This window comes from Isoptericola sp. NPDC056618 (genome assembly GCF_042792715.1).
GTDB classification, from domain to species: Bacteria; Actinomycetota; Actinomycetes; order Actinomycetales; family Cellulomonadaceae; genus Isoptericola; species Isoptericola nanjingensis.
This window is the reverse complement of record NZ_JBHTVZ010000011.1, coordinates 80,802-98,861: the sequence shown is the minus strand read 5'-3', so window position 1 is coordinate 98,861 and position 18,060 is coordinate 80,802. Positions and strand designations below refer to the sequence as shown.

Annotated in this window: 18 protein-coding genes and 1 pseudogene; 5 read left to right on the top strand and 14 right to left on the bottom strand. The window is 75.8% G+C overall.

Going from position 1 to position 18,060, the window contains the following annotated elements; genetic code table 11:
• Positions 1-22: 22 nt before the first annotated feature.
• From ACFQ8T_RS14180 to ACFQ8T_RS14170, 3 genes and pseudogenes are all read right to left on the bottom strand, one after another.
• A pseudogene (locus ACFQ8T_RS14180) lies at positions 23-928 on the bottom strand (AI-2E family transporter); the annotation flags it as partial.
• A gap of 158 nt (positions 929-1,086) precedes the next feature.
• Positions 1,087-2,274 carry a magnesium/cobalt transporter CorA gene (gene corA / locus ACFQ8T_RS14175; protein WP_430547160.1) on the bottom strand — a complete coding sequence of 396 codons (1,188 nt, stop codon included), beginning with the start codon at positions 2,272-2,274 and terminating at the stop codon, positions 1,087-1,089.
• Between the two features lie 352 nt (positions 2,275-2,626).
• A complete protein-coding gene (locus tag ACFQ8T_RS14170; RefSeq protein WP_430547159.1) occupies positions 2,627-3,670 on the bottom strand; it encodes an alcohol dehydrogenase catalytic domain-containing protein in 1,044 nt (347 codons plus the stop codon).
• 117 nt (positions 3,671-3,787) lie between these two features.
• On the opposite strand from ACFQ8T_RS14170, the gene ACFQ8T_RS14165 reads away from it, so the two are divergent.
• Positions 3,788-6,106 carry a M28 family peptidase gene (locus tag ACFQ8T_RS14165; protein ID WP_430547158.1) on the top strand — a complete coding sequence of 773 codons (2,319 nt, stop codon included), beginning with the start codon at positions 3,788-3,790 and terminating at the stop codon, positions 6,104-6,106.
• Positions 6,107-6,112: 6 nt separating this feature from the next.
• Here ACFQ8T_RS14165 and ACFQ8T_RS14160 read toward each other — a convergent pair whose 3' ends face one another.
• The 4 genes from ACFQ8T_RS14160 to ACFQ8T_RS14145 all read right to left on the bottom strand — a co-directional run bounded on the left by ACFQ8T_RS14160 (position 6,113) and on the right by ACFQ8T_RS14145 (position 9,786).
• A complete protein-coding gene (locus ACFQ8T_RS14160) occupies positions 6,113-6,508 on the bottom strand; it encodes an MmcQ/YjbR family DNA-binding protein (protein ID WP_430547157.1) in 396 nt (131 codons plus the stop codon).
• Between the two features lie 91 nt (positions 6,509-6,599).
• Complete coding sequence (locus ACFQ8T_RS14155; protein ID WP_430547156.1) at positions 6,600-7,448, bottom strand: hypothetical protein; 849 nt, start codon at positions 7,446-7,448, stop codon at positions 6,600-6,602.
• Entirely contained in the window at positions 7,445-8,746 is a 1,302-nt protein-coding gene (locus ACFQ8T_RS14150; protein WP_430547155.1) for a glycosyltransferase, read from the bottom strand. Before ACFQ8T_RS14150 ends, ACFQ8T_RS14155 begins: the two co-directional genes overlap by 4 nt.
• A gap of 86 nt (positions 8,747-8,832) precedes the next feature.
• Positions 8,833-9,786 carry an FAD-dependent oxidoreductase gene (locus ACFQ8T_RS14145; protein ID WP_430547154.1) on the bottom strand — a complete coding sequence of 318 codons (954 nt, stop codon included), beginning with the start codon at positions 9,784-9,786 and terminating at the stop codon, positions 8,833-8,835.
• Positions 9,787-9,842: 56 nt separating this feature from the next.
• Here ACFQ8T_RS14145 and ACFQ8T_RS14140 point away from each other — a divergent pair, with 56 nt between their 5' ends.
• The 3 genes from ACFQ8T_RS14140 (at position 9,843) to ACFQ8T_RS14130 (ending at position 12,561) form a co-directional block, all read left to right on the top strand.
• A complete protein-coding gene (locus tag ACFQ8T_RS14140) occupies positions 9,843-10,319 on the top strand; it encodes a MerR family transcriptional regulator (protein WP_430547153.1) in 477 nt (158 codons plus the stop codon).
• Entirely contained in the window at positions 10,316-11,449 is a 1,134-nt protein-coding gene (locus tag ACFQ8T_RS14135; protein ID WP_430547152.1) for a P1 family peptidase, read from the top strand. Before ACFQ8T_RS14140 ends, ACFQ8T_RS14135 begins: the two co-directional genes overlap by 4 nt.
• 95 nt (positions 11,450-11,544) lie before the next feature.
• Positions 11,545-12,561, top strand: a complete 1,017-nt coding sequence (locus ACFQ8T_RS14130; protein WP_430547151.1) for a hypothetical protein — start codon at positions 11,545-11,547, stop codon at positions 12,559-12,561.
• Between the two features lie 35 nt (positions 12,562-12,596).
• On the opposite strand, the gene ACFQ8T_RS14125 is transcribed toward ACFQ8T_RS14130, so the two are convergent.
• The 7 genes from ACFQ8T_RS14125 to ACFQ8T_RS14095 all read right to left on the bottom strand — a co-directional run bounded on the left by ACFQ8T_RS14125 (position 12,597) and on the right by ACFQ8T_RS14095 (position 17,549).
• Positions 12,597-13,295 carry a DUF6766 family protein gene (locus tag ACFQ8T_RS14125; RefSeq protein ID WP_430547150.1) on the bottom strand — a complete coding sequence of 233 codons (699 nt, stop codon included), beginning with the start codon at positions 13,293-13,295 and terminating at the stop codon, positions 12,597-12,599.
• Between the two features lie 85 nt (positions 13,296-13,380).
• Positions 13,381-13,815: a hypothetical protein gene (locus ACFQ8T_RS14120; RefSeq protein ID WP_430547149.1), complete on the bottom strand. Its 435-nt coding sequence runs from the start codon at positions 13,813-13,815 to the stop codon at positions 13,381-13,383.
• 49 nt (positions 13,816-13,864) lie between these two features.
• On the bottom strand, positions 13,865-14,461 hold the full coding sequence (locus tag ACFQ8T_RS14115) for an HhH-GPD-type base excision DNA repair protein (protein WP_430547148.1): 597 nt from the start codon (positions 14,459-14,461) through the stop codon (positions 13,865-13,867).
• A gap of 49 nt (positions 14,462-14,510) precedes the next feature.
• Complete coding sequence (locus ACFQ8T_RS14110; protein ID WP_430547147.1) at positions 14,511-15,050, bottom strand: putative immunity protein; 540 nt, start codon at positions 15,048-15,050, stop codon at positions 14,511-14,513.
• Positions 15,051-15,074: 24 nt separating this feature from the next.
• On the bottom strand, positions 15,075-15,932 hold the full coding sequence (locus tag ACFQ8T_RS14105) for a hypothetical protein (RefSeq protein ID WP_430547146.1): 858 nt from the start codon (positions 15,930-15,932) through the stop codon (positions 15,075-15,077).
• Positions 15,929-16,894 (bottom strand): ATP-binding cassette domain-containing protein, encoded by a 966-nt coding sequence (locus ACFQ8T_RS14100; protein ID WP_430547145.1) that lies wholly within the window; start codon positions 16,892-16,894, stop codon positions 15,929-15,931. Before ACFQ8T_RS14100 ends, ACFQ8T_RS14105 begins: the two co-directional genes overlap by 4 nt.
• Before the next feature lie 184 nt (positions 16,895-17,078).
• Positions 17,079-17,549: a hypothetical protein gene (locus ACFQ8T_RS14095; RefSeq protein ID WP_430547144.1), complete on the bottom strand. Its 471-nt coding sequence runs from the start codon at positions 17,547-17,549 to the stop codon at positions 17,079-17,081.
• Positions 17,550-17,597: 48 nt separating this feature from the next.
• Here ACFQ8T_RS14095 and ACFQ8T_RS14090 point away from each other — a divergent pair, with 48 nt between their 5' ends.
• A complete protein-coding gene (locus ACFQ8T_RS14090) occupies positions 17,598-18,059 on the top strand; it encodes an anthrone oxygenase family protein (RefSeq protein WP_430547143.1) in 462 nt (153 codons plus the stop codon).
• Position 18,060 lies beyond the last annotated feature (1 nt).

Sequence of the window (18,060 nt, the reverse complement as noted above, 5' to 3'; positions counted from 1 at the left end):
CGCCCTCGAGGACGAGCGCGCGCACCAGCAGGGTGAGCGGGATGGCGAGGATCGCGCCGAGCGGGCCGATGACGAACGTCCAGAAGACGACGGACATGAAGCTCAGCGTGAGGCTGAGGCTCACGGCGTCCGAGACGAACTTCGGCTGCACCAGCACCTGCAGCACCACGTTGACGACGCAGTAGACCGCCGCCACCGCCAGGGCCAGGGGCCAGCCGCCGACCACGAACGCCATGACGAGCGGCGGGACCAGGCCCAGCACGAACCCGATGTTCGGGATGAAGTTGGTGACGAACGCGAGGATCGCCCACACCACGGGGGCGGGGACGCCGAGCAGCGCGAGCGCGAAGCCGTCGACGATCGCGACGATGGCGCCGAACGTCGCGTTGACGACGAAGTAACGGCGCACCCCGGTGCTGAACCGCGTCGCGCGGCCGATCTGCTCCGCGTGCGTGGCGCCGAAGACGCGGGACGCGGTCGAGTACCGGGCGGCGTCGGCGGCCATGAAGATGGAGTACGCGAGCACGAAGAAGAACGCCGTCGCGATCGACAGGACCATGCCGCTCACGCTGCCCGCGAGGGACAGCAGGCGAGAGGGCTCCAGGAACGACGTCGCCGCGTCCGTGACCTGCGTGTCGAGGCCGAGCTCGGCCAGCTGCGCGGCGATCTGGCTCACCGACTGCTCGAGGTCGCGGAAGTACTCGGTCACCAGGTCGGCGAACTGGAAGCCGGCGAAGACGAGCATCGCGAGCAGGGCCGCGAGGATGAGGTACGCGACGACGATCACGGCCGTGGTCGCCGCCCAGCGCGGCCAGCCCCGGGCCTCCAACGGGCGGCGCACCGGGTGGCAGATGATGACGATCACCGCGGCGAGGAACACGGGCGACAGGACGTCCCGCGCCCAGTACATGCCCGCGAGGACCAGCACGGCACCGCCGAGGGCCAGCAGGGTGCGGGTCGCGGGGTTGAGTCCGCCGGGGCCGGTGGTCGGGCTGCCGGGCGCAGTGGTCGCGGTCGAGGTCACCCCGCGACCCTAGCGACCGCGACCGGCGACGGCGCGCGCGACCCAGCCGTCGCCGGTCCCGTTCAGATCCAGCGCTTCCACCGGAAGACGGCGAAGAGCGCGACGCTCACGCTGAGCATGGCCACCAGCGCGGCCGGGTACCCCCAGGCCCAGTGCAGCTCGGGCATGTCGTCGAAGTTCATCCCGTAGACGGTCCCGACCAGGGTCGGGGCGAAGAGGATGGCCGCCCAGCCGGAGATCTTCTTGACCTCCTCGCCCTGGCGGATGCTCACCTCGGTGAGGTGCGTCATCTCCTCGTTCTGCCGCTGGGCCACGAGGGTGGCGTTGACGGTGAGGATGTCGCGCAGGGCGGCGCGGAACGACTCGACGCGGTCCGCGACCTCGGTGAGGTGGTCGGCGACGTCGCGCAGGTACGCCTGCATCTCCTCGGTGACGCCGTACTTCTCCGCGCCCTTGGCGAGCGAGCCGCACACGCGCTGCAGGGGGCGCACCGCGCGCTGGAACTCGACCACCTCGCGCGAGAGCTCGTAGATGCGCCGGGACACGGCCGCGTCGCCTCCGAACACCTCGGACTCGATCTCGTCGATGTCACCGTCGAGGCCGGACACGACCGGCGCGTAGTCGTCGACGACGCGGTCCACGATCGCGTACAGCACCGACTCCGGCCCGCGGGCCAGCATGGCCGGGTGCGCCTCGAGGTGGGTGCGCACGCCCGACAGGTCGGGGCACGCGCCGTGCCGCACCGTGACGACGAAGTCGGGGCCCACGAAGACGTGCAGCTCGGAGAACTCCACCTCCTCCGCGTGGTCGAGGTACCGCGCGGCGTGCAGGACGACGAACAGCGTGTCGCCGTAGCGCTCGATCTTGGGCCGCTGGTGCGCGACGATCGCGTCCTCGACGGCCAGCGGGTGCAGGTCGAACTCGCGCGCCAGCTGGGCGAGCTCGTTCTCGTCCGGCCGCTCGAGACCGATCCACGCCATGCCGCCGGGGTGGGCGCGCAGCTCGCGGAACGTGTCGGCGAGCCGCGTGAAGCTCGCGACCCGGCGGCCGTCGGCGTCGTACAGGGCGGACTCGACGATCGACGAGCGGCCGGGCACGTCGCGGCGCGCCGTGGCCGCGTCGGGGCGGGCGCTGCCGAGGTGGCCGCCGGCGCCGGAGGCCGGGGTGGCGCGGCGCGGGCGCAGCGCGCCGAGCAGGGGACGGGTGCGGGCCGTGCGGGCGGCGGACGCGCGGGCAGAGGTGACGGACATGGCGGACTCCGAGCGTGCAGAGGCGTGCAGGGACGAGGACGTCGGTCCCGCGACTGCGGCTGGGGGCGCCCCGGACGTCGGGGCACTCGGAGGATCGGCGGCGCAGTGTCGGGAGCGCGTGCGCCGCGGCCGCCCGGCACGGCCGGGCGGGGAGCCGTCAGTCGCGGCTCGGACTACTGGGAGGCTCGCTACGGGTCATGTGGCGCGCACCTCCCTCGTCGTCCTGCGGCGGTCGCCGCTGCTGCTCAGGCCGTCGGCCAGCATAGCCCCGGCCGGGCGGCCGGGCCACGACTGGGAGGCGCCCGGCGGGGTGATCTCCGCGACGTGCGGGGCGTGGCCGTCCGGCGTCCGGTCAGCGCCGCGGGTCGACGACGACCATCCCGTCGCGCGGGGTGTCCGCGAGGCCGGGGAGGAGCCGCGCGCCCTCGTCCAGGCCGACGACGCGGTCGACGAGGTCGGCGGGGCGCAACGTGCCGTCGGCGACCCGCGCCAGCATCTCCGGGTAGTCGGCGGCGGCCATCCCGTGGCTGCCGAGCACGTCCAGCTCCCAGCCGATCACGCGGGACATCGGCACGCGGGGGTGGCCGTCGACGGGCGGCAGCAGGCCGACCTGCACGTGCCGCCCGCGACGGCGCAGGCTGCCGATCGCGGCGGCGCAGGTGCGCTCGCTGCCGACGGCGTCGACGCTCACGTGGCAGCCGCCGGTGAGGTCCTGCACCACGGCGGCGACGTCGACGTCCTCGTCGGCGCGGACCGTGTGCGCGGCCCCGGCCCGGCGGGCGGCCTCGAGCGCGCCGTCGTGCCGGTCGACGGCCACCACCTGCGCACCGAGCGCGGCGGCGACCATGACGGCGCTGAGGCCCACGCCGCCCGCCCCGACCACGACCACCCGCTCGTCCGGGCGCACGCGGGCCCGGCCCGCGACGGCGCGGTACGCGGTGGCGAACCGGCACCCGAGGCTCGCGGCGGTGGCGTCGTCCACGTCGTCCGGCAGGGCGACGAGGTTGGTGTCGGCGGCGTGCAGCACGACGAGCTCCGCGAACGACCCGGCGTGCGTGAACCCCGGCTGGGTCTGGTCGGGGCAGACCTGCGCCTGCCCGGAGCGGCACCAGCCGCAGCGCCCGCAGCCGCACACGAACGGCGACGTCACGCGGTCGCCCACGCTCCAGCGCGTGACGCCGGCTCCCACCGCCGCGACGACCCCGGCGAGCTCGTGGCCCGGCACGTGGGGGAGGGAGGTGATGTCGGTGTCGTGGCCTGCCCACGCGTGCCAGTCGCTCAGGCACAGGCCGCTCGCGTGGACGCGCACCACGACGCCGCCGGGCGGCGCCGCGGGGTCGGGCACCTCGCGGACCGTGACGGGGCCGCCGAACCGGTCGAACGTCATCGCGCGCACGGGGCGATCCAACCACCGATCCACCAGGCGGTCGGACCGCCGTCCAGGCGGCGGTCCACCTGAGACGGCGCGTATCACGATTGGGACACGGCGCGCGGGCGCCGCTAGCGTGCCCGGGTGACCCAGACCCGGTCGCGGGCGACGTCGCTCGCGTGCTCCCTGTTCCTGCTCGTCCTGGCTGCGCTCGCCGTCTGGTCGGTGCTGCCGCCGTCCCCGCGGTCGGCGGCCGCCGCCGCTGACGAGTTCAGCGCCGGGCGCGCGTTCGCGACCGTCGAGGCGGTCGGCGGGAAGGTGCACCCGCACGGCACGGCCGCCGCGGCCGCCGTCCGGGACACGATCGTGGCGGACCTCGAGGAGCTCGGGCTGGACCCGGAGGTGACCGACGGCGTCGGCATGTCCGGGCGCCTGGGCGACCAGAGCCGCGTCGCGGCCACGAAGAACGTCGTCGCCACGATCCCGGGGACCGACTCGACGGGACCGGTCTTCCTCGTCGCGCACTACGACTCCGCCGAGGTGTCGCACGGCGCCAACGACGACGGCGCCGGCGTCGCGACGCTCCTGGAGACGGCCCGCGCGCTCGGGGAGGGCGAGCCGCTGCGCAACGACCTCGTCCTCGTGTTCACCGACGCGGAGGAGGCGTGCCTGTGCGGCGCGGAGGCGTTCGCGCACGCGGACCCGCGCGCCGCGGACGGGGGAGTCGTGGTCAATGTCGAGGCCCGCGGCTCGTCGGGGCCGGCGATCATGTTCGAGACCTCGGACGGCAACGCGGCCCTCGTCGACGCGTACTCCCACGTGCCGTACCCCGTGGGCAGCTCGATGGCGGTCGAGGTCTACCGGATCCTGCCGAACGACACCGACTTCTCGCCGTTCCTCGACGACCCGGAGGGGCGCTTCACCGGGCTCAACTCGGCGTACATCGACGGCTCCGCCACCTACCACGCGCCGCAGGACACGCCCGAGCGGATGTCGACGGCGAGCCTGCAGCACCACGGCGCCAACATGCTGGCGCTGGCGCGCGAGCTCGGGAACGCCGACGCGGCGACGCTCGCCACGCCGTCGGCCGACGACGCCACCTACTTCCCGCTGCCGGGCGGGGTCCTCGCGCGCTACCCGGGCCGGCTGGTGTGGCCGCTCGCCGTCGCGGCCGTGCTCGCGGTCGGCGCGCTCGCCGTGGTCCTCGCCCGCCGGCGAGAGGTGCGGGGCGAGCGGACCACCCCCGGCACCCTGGCCCTGGGCTTCGCGTCCGCGCTGCTCCCGCTCGCGGGCGCCGTCGTCGGGTCGATCGCCCTGTGGTGGGTCATGGGCCTGGTGCGGCCCGGGTACGCCGAGATGCTCGACCCGTGGCGGCCGTGGGGCTTCCGCGTCGCCCTGCTCGGCATCGTCGCGACGGTGTGGACCGCCTGGTTCCTCGGGCTGCGCCGGTCGCTCGGCGGGGCGGCGCTCGCCGTCGGGGCGCTCGGCTGGCTCGCCGTCCTCGGCGTCGTGCTCGCCGCCGTCACGCCCGGCGGCTCCTACCTCGCGGCGCTGCCGGCGCTCGCGGGCGCCGTGGCCTGGCTGCTCACGCTGCGGGTGGCGCGCGGCGTCGTGGGCCGCCGGGTGGTCGTGACCCTGGGTGCGGCCGTGGGCGTCGTGCTGCTGGTGCCGATCGTCCTGCTGTTCTTCCCGGCGCTGGGCCTCGCGACGGGCGCCGCGCCCGCGGTCGTCGCCGCGCTGCTCGCGCTGGCGCTCACCCCCGTCCTCGCGGTGCTGTGGCCCCGCGGCCGGCGCCGCGCGCTCGGGCTGGTGGGCGGGTGCGCGGCGGTGGGTGTCGTCGCGCTCGTCGTCGGCTTCGTCGTCGACCCGTTCGACGCCGAGCACCCCGAGCCCACCCGGCTCGCGTACGCGCTGGACGCCGACACGGGCTCGGCGCACTGGGTCTCCGACGAGGGCACCCCGAGCGACTGGACCGCGCAGTTCGTGGGCACCGAGACCGACCTGTCCGAGCTGTTCCCGATGTTCGACGGCGAGGTGCACGCCGGCGACGCCGAGGCGGCCGACCTGCCCGCCCCCGTCGTGGACGTCGAGGACGCCGAACCCGCGGGGGACGCGCGCGTCCTCACGCTGCGCGTGACCCCGGGCGAGGGGGCGCCGATCGGCACCGCCGGCGCCCTGCGCTACGTGCAGCTCAACGCCGCCGGCGTGGAGAGCGCCACGGTGGCGGGCCGCGAGGTCCCGGTCGACGGCGGCGCCCTCGACACCCGCTTCTACGCCCCGGGCGACGACGGCTTCGAGGTGACGCTCACCGTGCCGGCGGGGCAGCCGCTGGACCTGCGGGTCGTGGCCGCCGGCGGCGGGCTGGAGGGCCTGCCCGGGTTCGTCGAGCGGCCCGCCGACGTCGGCGTGGCCGGGTCGCACACCTCCGAGCTGGTGCTGGTCGGGACGTCGGTCTCGCTCTGACCGCCGTCAGCCGGCGGCCGCCGTGCCGTCGCCGGGCGGCTCCGGCCGGTCGACGGTGTCAGCCAGCTGTCGCGGCGCCTGGAGGCAGTAGGAGTCGGTGAGCAGCTCGGCCATCTCGCCCCAGTCGGTGGCGTCGTCCAGGACGACGCCGACGACGTTGGCGCCCCAGCCGGCGCGGAAGTACGGGTGGCCGAGGTGCTCGAACGCCCGGACCTCCTGCGGCTCCGCCCGGAACGTCACGCGGAAGAGCTGGTCCTCGCCGCCGAAGACGTGCGCCACGGTGGCCTTGCGCACCCGCCACCGGACGCCGGTCCAGGCGTCCTCCTCGGCGCACTCCGGGAACTCGAGCAGCCCGCGCAGCCGTGCGACGAGCGCGAGCGGGACGTCGGGGCGGTCGGGCATGCCTCGAATCTCGCACGGCCCACCGACAGCGCCGGGTCGAGCCGTGCGAGGACCGGAGGCCGACGTCCGACGGGAGGGAGAGCGCCGGGGTTCAGCCCAGCCGGGCGCTGAGCACGAGCTCCTCGCCGACGTCGAGGCGCACGTCCGCGAGGCGGACCCCGGGCGGCAGCGCGGCGGCGAGGTCGACGCGGCGGTTCGCGGCCGCCTCGACACGGCCGCGGACGGCGCCGAGCATCGCGGCGACGAGCGGGTTGCCGCTGGAGATGCGCACGTCGCCGACGGTCAGCACCATCGCCGCGTCGACCGACGCCGACGCCGTGGCGGAGACGCCGGCGGACAGGAACCCCTTGCGGATCTTCGCCTCGATCCGGACGCCCGCCGCACGGGGGCCGTGGGAGTCGAGGTGCACGTCCAGGTCGCTCAGCGTGATGCCCTGGGACTGCAGCGAGACGGCGAGCAGGCCGTGCACGGTCGCGACCAGGCCGGCGCGGGAGACGGCGACGCGGGCGTGCCCGGTCACCGGGTGCGCGTCGTCGGGCTCGACCGACTCGAACCCGACCTGGCCGTCGGCGCCCTCGACCCACGTGAACCGCAGCCCCTGGGCCTCTGCGGTGACGTCCACGGGCAGGTCGACGGCGGTGAGCGGGTGGGCGTCGACGCGCAGCCGGCGCACGGTGCCGTCCTCGCGCGCGGTGATCGTGCCGGGCTGCCACACGGCGCCCGGCGCCTTCTGCTGCGCGCCGAACGCCACGCCGGAGAGGTCCGCGTCGAGCGACGCGACGTCCGCGCCGTCCAGCGTCGCGGTGAGGCGCGCCCGGTCCAGGCCGGTCACGCCCGCCCCGGCGGCGCTGGTCGCGAGGGCGCGGAGCCGGTCGGTGAGGTCCTCGCCGGTGGCGGGTCGCGGGGCAGGGCCGAGCGGCAGGGGGTGCGCTGAGGTCATGCGGCGAGCGTAGTCGGAGGCCGTGACGTCAGGTGCTCCTCGAGCAGGTCCGCCGCGGCTCGCGTCCCGCCGAGCCCGCGCAGCTCCGCGCCCAGGCGGGCGGCGGTCGCGCGGTAGCGGGGGTCGGTCGTGACGTCGCGGTACGCGGACGCGACCGCGGCCGGCCGGGGCGTGCCCGTACGGAGGTTGACGCCGGCGCCGTGCCAGCCGATCCGTGCGGCGATCTCCGGCTTGTCGAGGTCGCCCCCAGCGACGACGAGCGGGACGTCGTGCCGCAGGGCCTGGAGGACCCCGCCGTAGCCGCCGTTGGTGATCATCACGGACGTGAGCGGCAGGAGCGCGGGGTAGGGGACCATCGGCGCGACCCTGGCGTTCGCGGGCAGGGGGCCGGGGAGCGGCGCCGTGCGGTGCCCGAGCCCGACGACGACCAGGACGTCCTCGTCGGCCAGCGCCTCGAGGGCGGGCAGGACGAGGTCGGCGGGGTCCACGTTCTCCGTGCCCTGCGTCACGTGCACCACCGGGAGGTCCGACCGGAGGACGTCGTCCCACCAGTCCGGGAGGTGCCCCGGCCGTCCTGGGCGGCCGTCGTCGGTGAGGTCGCCGACGAACCGGACGGCCGCGGGGATGTCGTCGCGCGGGTAGTCCAGTCCCGGCGAGCCGGCCGTCACGACGAGGTGCGGAGAGTGCCAGGCGGCCTCGATCGTCGTGCGGTCGGGCGGGAGCCCCGCGCCCGACCGTGCGCGCCGGTACCGCCGGGTCAGGACGGCCGCGCCCGTCCGCACGGCGCGCCGCAGGACGACGTCGCGCGCCCGCCCGACGGGCCCGCGCGGCGGGGTGAGGCCGAGGCCCGCGGGCGGGACCTGCGCGCCGGGCGGCCAGTACGCGAGCGGGGAGACGGTGGCCCACCTGGAGCCGAGCCGCTCCGCGGCGAACCGGGTGCCCAGCGCCATGGGGTCGCCGGCGATCAGGTCCCACGGCTCGTCCTCGTACAGGGCCACGAGGTCGGCGGTCTGCGCGGCGGCGGTGCCGAGGAAGAGGTCCTCGACGTTGACCAGCATCTGCCGGAACCCCTTCGCGCCCCGCATGCGCGGGAAGGTCGTGGCGGGGTGCCTCTCGTCGAAGTCCGGCACCCGCTGCCACGCGACCGGCCGGGCGCCCACCTCGGCGAACGACGCCGTGTGCCGGCGCCCCGTGTACGCGCGGACGTCGTGGCCGCGGCGCACGAGCTCCGCCGCGACCGTGCGCAGCGGCAGCGTGTGCCCGGCGTACGGCATCGCCGTCAGCATGATCGAGGCCACGGCTCCAGTGTCCGTCCGTGCCGCGCGGCCCGGGCGGTGCCGCCGCAACTTCATCCGTCCGCGCTACCCGCGCGTCGCCGTGCGCCTCAGCGCGGGGCGGCCAGCAGGTCGGCGTCGATGGACGCCGCGGCGAGCTGGCCGGCCGCCATCGCCGCGGTCACGGAGCTCACGGGCATGGGGAAGTCGGCGGTGTGGGCCAGGTCGCCGGCGGCGAGGACCCCCGGGAGGCTCGTGCGGGCCATCGCGTCGACGGCCACGCAGCCGGACTCGCGCAGCTCGAGGCCGAGCCGGGCGGCGAACGGCGCGGCCTGGTGCAGCGCCGGGGCGACCATGATCCCGCCGAGGTCCTCGGCATCGCCGTCCAGCACGGCCCGCGCGCCCGGGTGCCCGCCGGGGAGGGTCAGCGGCTCCAGGCGGAGCACCTTCTCGGGCCGGACGGCGACGCCACGGGCGTCGAGCGCCGCGCGGACCTGCGGGTCGACGTCCGCGCCGTCGGCGAGCACGACGACGCGGCTCGCGATCCGCCCCAGCAGCCCCGCGACCCGCGGCGCGTGCGGGCCGGCGCCCAGGATCGCCACGGGGGTGCCGGAGAACTCGTGGCCGTGGCAGTACGGGCAGTGCGCCGCGACCGTGCCGAACAGCTGCTGCAGCCCGGGTGTCGCGGGCAGCTCGTCGCGCACGCCGGTCGCCAGCAGCAGCCGGCGGCCCGCGACGTCGCCGGCGTCGGTCCGCACGACGAACCCGTCGGTCGGTGACGCGGGGTCGAGCGGAGCGACGTCGTGCGCGGCGGCACGGCGCAGCTCGACCGTGTCGTACGCGGCCAGCGTGCGGTGTGCGGTGGCGCGGAACTCGGCGGGGGCGGCGCCGTCGAACCCGAGCACGTTGTGCATCGCGTCGGTGGGGTCGTTGCGGTAGGTGCCGGAGTCGAGCACGACGACGTCGCGGTGGGTGCGGCCGAGCATCAGTGCGGCCGCGAGGCCGGCGGGCCCGGCGCCGACGATCACGGCGTCGTGCAGGTCGTGGCGGGTGGTGTCGCTCATGGCGTCTCCTTCGGGTCGGGTTGCGTGCTGACCCCAGGCTGTGACTTCATGTCAACATGAAGTCAAGCGCGACGACGGAACGGACCTGGAGCGTGGGCGAGCTGGCGGAGCGGTTCGGCCTGGAGACGCACGTGCTGCGGTACTGGGAGGACGTCGGCCTGCTCGCCCCGGCCCGCGACGGCGCGGGGCGGCGCCGCTACGGGTCCGACGACGTGGTGCGGGTGGCGACGATCCTCAGCTCCAAGGTCGCGGGCATGAGCCTCGAGCAGATCCAGGTGCTGCTCGACGCCGGGTCCACCGGGCGGGGCGCGCGCGACCGGCACGAGGTGCTCACCGCGCACCTGGCCGAGCTCGACCGGCGCCAGGAGGAGATCGACCGCTCCCGGCACATGACGGAGCACGCCCTGTCGTGCCAGGCGCACGACATCGCCACGTGCCCGCGGTTCCGCGAGCACGTGCAGGACCTCGTCGACGGCTCCCGCACCTGGCGCGACGTCCACCCGGCGCGCCTCGTCCCGGCGGGCCGGGCATGAGCGGCGCGCGGCCGGGCCCCCGCGAGCTCGGCGTCGTCGTCGGCGACCTGCCGACCGGGCCGGCGAACGCGATCACCGACGTCGTGGGCGTGCGGGTCGGGCACACGACGCTGCACGACGGCGAGCGCCTGCACACGGGCGTGACCGCCGTCGTCCCCGACGCGCTGGGCGCCGGGCCGGGGCAGCGGCGCGCGCTCCCGTGCGGGCTGTTCGTCGGCAACGGGTACGGCAAGCTCGTGGGCGCGACGCAGCTCGAGCAGCTCGGCGCTCTCGAGACACCGATCCTGCTCACCGCGACGCTCTCGGCGTTCCGCGCCGCCGACGCGCTCGTCACCCATGTGCTGGCGTGGCCTGGCTACGAGGACGTGCGCACCCTCAACCCCGTCGTCGGGGAGACGAACGACGGCTACCTGTCCGACATCCGCGCGCGGCCGATCACGGAGGCGCACGTGCTCGCCGCGCTCGACGGCGCGACGTCGGGCCCGGTGGAGCAGGGCTGCGTCGGCGCCGGGGCGGGGACCGCCGCGCTCGGCTACAAGGGCGGCGTCGGGACGTCGTCACGCCGGGTCGACGTCGCGGGGACCGTGCGCACCGTGGGCGTGCTGGTGCAGTCGAACTTCTCCGGCACGCTCACCGTCCGGGGGGTGCCGCTGCCTGCGGTGGATCTTCTCGGCACGGAGCCGATCTCTTCGGCTGCTCCCCCTGCCGAAGGGATCGACGTCGTGCCGAAGGGATCCGGCCTCGCGGAGGGCAACTCCTGCATGATCGTCGTGACGACGGACGCCCCCCTGGACGCCCGGCGGCTGGAGCGGGTGGCGCGCCGCGCGGTGTTCGCCATGGGCCGCGTGGGCTCCGACTTCGCGCACGGCAGCGGCGACTACGGCCTCGCGCTCACGACGGCGGACCCCGCCGACCCGCTCGTGCCCGACGACGCTCTCGACCCGCTGTTCGCCGCCACCACGGACGCCGTCGAGGAGGCGCTGCTCGCGTCGGTCTTCACGGCGACGACCGTCGTCGGCCACCGCGGGACCCGGCACGCGCTGCCGCACGACCGCGCGCTCGAACGGCTGCGCGCCGCCGGGTGGTCGCCGGGGCGAACGGCCCGTGACGGGGCGGGGCATCGGGCGTAGCGTCGAGGACGGCGAGGGGAGCGCCACGTCCCGACCCGGCCGCCGCGCCGAGCCCGACCGTCCGTGCAACGACGCACACCTCGGGAGGGGTCCCCATGCGCACCCCACGCATCATCGCCGTCCTGCTGTCCACCATGCTCGCCGCGACCACGGTCGCGACCGCCACCGCGACCCCGTCGCACCACGACCCTCACGCGCACCACCACGCCCACCACCACGCCCCTCACCACGCCGACCCGTCGCTCCTCACCGCCGGGCTGTCCGGCGGCGCAGGCTCGACGATCGGCCCCGACGGGGCCCTCTACGTCACCGAGCCGGTCTCCGGCGAGGTATCCCGGGTCGACCGCCGCACCGGCGTCACCTCGACCTTCGTCTCGGGGCTGCCCGTGCAGCAGCCGGGGACGCCCGGCGGCGCCCTCGACGTCGCGTTCCGCGGCCGCACCGCCTACGTCCTCGTGTCGCTCGCGGACCCGCAGGTCTCGGGGCTGTACCGGGTCGGCCGGGACGGCGTCCCGCGCCCCGTCGCGGACCTCGGCGCCTGGTCGATCGCCCACCCGCCGAAGACCGACTACTTCGTGCCGTCCGGCCTGCAGTACGCCATGGAGCCGTACCGCAGGGGCTTCCTCGTCACCGACGGCCACCACAACCGCGTGCTGTACGTGACACCGGACGGCTCGATCACGCAGGTCCGCGCGTTCGGCAACGTCGTGCCGACCGGTCTGGAGACCGTCGGCCGGACCGTCCTCGTCGCCCAGGCGGGGCCGGTGCCGCACCTGCCGAGGGACGGCAAGGTCGTGGCCTTCACCCCGTGGCGACCGGGAACTCGTGAGGTCGCCTCCGGCGGGCGGCTGCTCGTCGACGTCGAGAGGGGCCGGGGTGGGCTGTACGCGCTCGCGCAGGGCCACTTCACCCCGGGCAACCCCGAGGGGTCGCCCGCCGACCCGGACACCGGCCAGGTGATGAAGGCCGGGCGGCACGGCGTCCTGCGAGCGGTGGCGACCGGCCTCGACCGGCCGACGTCGTTCGAGATCGTGGGGCGGACGGCCTACGTCGTCACCCTCGACGGGGAGGTGTGGACGGTGCCGCTCTCGCACGGGCACCACGGCCGCTGACAGCGCACTGCGGCGCGACCGCCGTCGGGGACGGATCAGCCCTCGACGGCGGTCGCCTCGTGCGGGGTGCCGACGGGCTTCGACTCCGGGGAGCCGCGCTCGCGGAGGTAGATCGCGAAGACCACCATGCAGAGCACGGCGAGGAGCTCGGACTGCCAGTTCTGCAGCGTGCGGTCCCAGAAGTCCGGCAGGCCCAGATAGGCGGTCCAGGTGACCGGGTCGTGGCGGTCGCGCAGCTGCTCCTCGTTGTAGGCGACGACGCCCGCCGCGGACTGGGCGAGCCACGAGCCCAGGAAGATCGCCCCCATGACCAGGGTCAGCGAGTGCGAGTACACACGCAGACGCCAGCCGCTCGCGCGCGCCCAGGTCGGCGAGTCGGGCCGGGCGTGCCTCCCGACGAGCTGCTCCTCGTCCGTCTCCCGGCCCGCCTCGCCGACGTTCTTGGACTCGGGGGAGCCGCGCTGGACGAACCACACGGTCAAGCCGATGAACAGCAGGAACTGCAGGAACTCCGACTGCCAGTTCTCCGTGACGTCCACCCAGAAGACGGACGACGAGACGTACCCGGCGACGCCGAGCGGCTCGAGCCCCGCGGCGACCTGGTCGGCGTCGCGCTGCGCGGCCCCGACGAACGCCTGCCCGACCAGGACGAGCAGGAACATCAGGCCGAACGCGAGGCTGAGCGAGTTCTCCCGCAGCACCCGCGCGACCGGGCCGCCCGCGTCCCGGCTCACCGGTGCGCCCCGGCGAGCACGAACGCCGCGACCAGGCCGAGCACGATGAGCGCGACGGTCAGGGCGAAGACGACCTTGGGCGCGTTCACGACTCCACCTCGCAGTCGTACGGGCGCTCGCCGCGCGGGTCGCACCCGACGGCGGTCACCACCCACGTGTCGCCCGAGCGCGCCAGGAACACGGTGTCGGACGCCGTGAGCACCTGCGCCTGGCTGCCCGCGCGGTGCACCGCCTCGACGGTCGCGGCGGCGGCGCGCTCGCCGAGCACGCCGCCCGGACCCGCCGGGTCGAGCAGGGCCTCCGGGCACGGCTCCTGCTCCTCCTCGACCAGGTCCGCCGCCGCGCCGGCCAGCAGCAGGGAGCACGCGGCGTCGCCGTCGCCCTCGGCCACCGCGGCGTAGAAGCGGGTGACGACGTCCTGGGCGTCACCCGCGCCCGGCCCTGCGCACCCGGCGGCGGCCGCCGCGACGAGCGCGGCGACGGCCGGGGCACGCAGCCTCCGCCGTCGTCGGGTGTTCATGCAGGCGATGCTGCCCGGGGCGGCGCGGCTCGCAACCCCGACGCGGGTGTCAGGACTGCTTGGCCGCCTTCGCCGCCGCCTTCTGCGCCTTCTTGAAGGTCCGCACCTCGGCGAGCGACTCGGCGCTGGTGACGTCCGCGATGGAGCGGCGCGAGTCCTCGTCGCCGTAGTGCCCCGCCGCCTCCTGCCAGCCGGCCGGCCGGATCCCGCGCTGCTTGCCGAGCAGGGCGAGGAAGATCTTGGCCTTCTGCTCGCCGAAGCCTGGAAGCGCCCGCAGACGGGCCAGCACCTCGGCGCCGGTGGCGGGCCCTTCGGCGCCGGGCGTCGTCCAGAGCTTCGCGACGTCGCCGTCGTAGTCGTCCACGATCGCCCGCGCCAGCGCCTGCACGCGGCCGGCCATCGACCGCCCGTACCGGTGGATGGCGGGGGGAGTGGTGGCGAGGGTGACGAACTCGTCCGGGTCGGCGTCCGCCACGGCGTGCGGGTCGATGCTGCCCAGCCGGTCGCGGATCTTGCGCGGGCCCGCGAACGCGTGCTCCATCGGGTACTGCTGGTCGAGCAGCATGCCCACGAGCAGCGCGAACATGTCGTCGCTCAGCAGCGCGTCCGTCTCGGGGTCGCCGGTGATCCACAGCGGGGTGCTCATGCGGCCATCATGCCCGAGGGCGAGGGGCCAGGGCGCGCCGGGACGCGGCTCAGGGCATGCGCCGCAGGTCCGCGTCCAGGAGGGACATCAGCGCCGCGACGCGGCTGCGCCCGGTGGGCGCCGGCGGATAGCGTCGCAGGACGTCGACGAGCACCGGCGTCGCCCTCGCCCGCGCCTCCGTGATCGCGCGCAGCCCGGCCTCCGGGTCGTCGCCCGCGCGGAGCTCGGTGATCCGCGCGGCGCTCGCGGCCGCCCGAAGGATGTGGCCCACCTGCGTCGCCCGCGCGATCGGGTGGAGGTAGGCGGAGGCCGCGGCGTCTCCGGCCGCACGGGCGGCGAGCCTGGCCGCCTCGGTGCCCGCCTGCTTCGCCGCCCGGTGCGCGTCGAGGGAGGTGACGCGCTGCAGGCGCGTGCGCGGCGCGCCCTCGACGAACTCCCATGCCGCGGCGAGGGCGGCACGGGGGCGGGGATCCTCGGGGTGCTCCTCGGCGAAGACGGGCAGGGCGGCCTCGGCACTCTCGGCGACGAAACGTGCCACGCCCCGCAGCTCGTCCATGGTGAGGTCGAAGTCTCCCGAGACGGTGGTCATGCCCGCCATTGTCGGGTGCCGGCGTCAGGCGTCGCGACGCCGGACGGCGACGGCTGCCGCGGCGAGCACGAGCGCGGCGTACCCGGCGAGCAGGGCGAACCCGACGCCGGGGGAGAGGAGACCGTCGGGCGTGGGACCGGTCGCGACGAGGCGCTCGCCGGCCACGGTCGGGAGGTAGGCGTAGACGTCCTGCGCCCACGCGGCCGAGCCGGCGAGCCCCTGGAACAGCAGCGGCAGGACCATCAGCAGGGCGAGGGTGGTGGCGATCCCGGCCGCGGTGCTCCGCCAGAGCGCGCCGATGCCCAGGGAGAGCGCCGCGACGGCCACCAGGTAGGCGACCGCGCCGCCCAGGGCGCGCAGGTGCTCGCCGTCGGAGAAGTCCAGCGAGAGGCCGTCGGCGGACAGCGAGGACGCCGTCGCGAGCCACGCCGCGGCCAGGCCGACGACGGCGAGCAGCACCGTCGTCGCCGCGACGACGGCCAGCTTCGCCCACAGGACGGGCAGCCGGCGGGGCACGGCGGCGAAGGTCGCGCGGATCATGCCGGTCGAGTGCTCTCCGGTGATGGTGAGCACGGCGAGCACCGCCACGGTGAGCTGCGCGAACCCGTACCCGAACGTCACGGCGACGGCGCCGGTCGGGACGGCGAGCCGCGGGTCGGCGCTCATGGTCTCCTGCAGCTCGGGCGACGTCGTGGCCGACCCGAGCGTCGCGGCCATGAGCACCGCGAGCCCCGCCATGGGCAGCACCGTCAGCGCGCCGCCCCACCAGGTCGAGCGGAGCGACCAGAGCTTGAGCCACTCCGACCGCAGCACGCGGGCGAAGGTCACGGGGGCGTCGCCGGCCGGGGCACGGTCCGGGACGAGGGCGGTGGTGGCGGTCATGACCGGTCTCCCGTGCTCGTCGTGCCGGCGGCCGTGAGGTCGCCGGTCGGGTCGTCGGTGCGGTACTCGACGGCGTCGGCCGTGAGCTCCAGGTAGGCGTCCTCGAGGGTCGAGGCCACCGGGGTCAGCTCGTGCAGCGCGACGCCGGCCGTGAGGGCGATCTCGCCGATCGCCGCGGCGTCCAGCCCCGTGACCTCCAGCGAGCCGCCGTGGGCGACGTCGGGCACGACCACGGCGCCGCCCGCGCGCTCCAGCGCGGTGCGCAGCGTCGACGGGCCCGGGGTGCGGACGGTGACCGCGCGCCGCGACGCCGCGTCGACGACGTCGCTCACGGGCGCGTCCGCGAGGATGCGGCCGCGCCCGATGACGATGACGTGATCGGCGGTGAGCGCCATCTCGCTCATGAGGTGGCTGGACAGGAAGACGGTGCGGCCCTCCCCTGCCAGGAAGCGGGCGAGGTGGCGCACCCACAGCACGCCGTCGGGGTCGAGGCCGTTGACGGGCTCGTCGAGGATGAGGGTGGGCGGGTCGCCGAGCAGCGCCACCGCGATGCCGAGCCGCTGCCCCATGCCGAGGGAGAAGCCGCCGACCCGCTTGCGGGCCACCGTGGCCAGGCCGGTCATCTCGATGACCTCGTCGACCCTCCGGTCGGGGATGCCGTGCGTGGCGGCGAGGGCGCGCAGGTGCGCCCGCGCGGTCCGGCCCGGGTGCACCGCCCGGGCCTCGAGCAGCGCGCCCACCTCGGTGAGCGGGGACCGGTGCCCCGCGTACGGGCGGCCGTTGACGGTGACCGAGCCCGCGGTGGGCCGGTCGAGACCCATGATCATGCGCATGGTGGTGGACTTGCCCGCCCCGTTGGGGCCGAGGAAGCCGGTGACGACGCCGGGCCGCACCGCGAAGGTGATGCGGTCGACGGCGGTCTTGTTCCCGTAGTGCTTGGACAGACCCTGTGCTGCGATCATGTCGTCGAACGTAGGGTCGGTGACCTGTGTCACAGAACCGGGACGCCCCTGAAAGGGACCCTGGCCGCGTCGCGGCCTCCCGGGGGGTTCCCCTACGCCGAAGCCCCTGCCGGTCGCGCGGCCCCGGCCCGGACGGGCGACCTCGCGCCGCAGGCCGAGACGGCGGGCGGCGTCGTCGAGTTCGTCAGCCGCGCTCTGGCGCGCTGACCGGCCAGCGGCTCAGCCGCCCGACGAGGAACGACTCGATGCCGACCAGCCCCGAGGCCGCGCCGACGAAGCCACCCAGCATCCCGCGGGCGTGGTCGGCGTCCACGACGCGCAGCCGGTCCGCGCGATAGTCGATCCCCTTGCGGGTGAGGCGGTACGCGCCCGCCGCGCGCACGTTGCGGCACCAGTCCACGTCCGCGCCCCAGGGCAGCGGCGTGAGCACGAGGATGTCGCGGTACTCGCCGATCTCGACCGGGTCCCCGGCCTGCGCGACCCGGGTGTCGATGGGCGCCCGGGCGGCGAACGCGACCACGGGCGTGTGGTACTCGCGGCCGCTCTTGCGGCCCACGTGGTGCAGGGTGACCCACGGCGGCACCCGCGAGCTGACCTTGAGGGCGTACGGGTTGAGGCGCTTGGTTGCCGCGACGACGGCGGGCGGTGCGGGCATGGCTCCATCCTGCTGCGCGGGCGGAGGTTCCGCTGGTTGGATGGGCCCATGGATCTCTGGGACGTGCTCCTCGTGCTGACCGTGCTGGTCACCGGCCTCGCGGGCGGGGTGTTCGCGGCGTTCTCGACCTTCGTCGTGGCGGGGCTGCGCAGGCTCGACCCCGCGGCCGCGGCCGCCGCGATCGCGGCGATCAACGAGGACGCCGTCCGGCCCCCGTTCATGACCCTCTTCGGCGCGGCCGTGGTCGTGCCGGCGGGCTCGGCGGTGGTCGGTCTCGTCGGCGGGTACGACGGCGCGTGGCTGGTCGTGGCGAGCGCCGTGCTGGTGGTCGTGGGCATGCTCGGGGTGACGGCGGCGGGCAACGTGCCGCTGAACAACCACGTGATGGCGCACCGCGACGCCGCCGGGTGGGCCGCCTTCGACCGGCCCTGGAGCCGGCTCAACCACGTGCGGACCGTCACCTGCGCCGCGGCGTGCGCGCTCGCGGGCGTGGCGCTGGCGCTGGTATGAC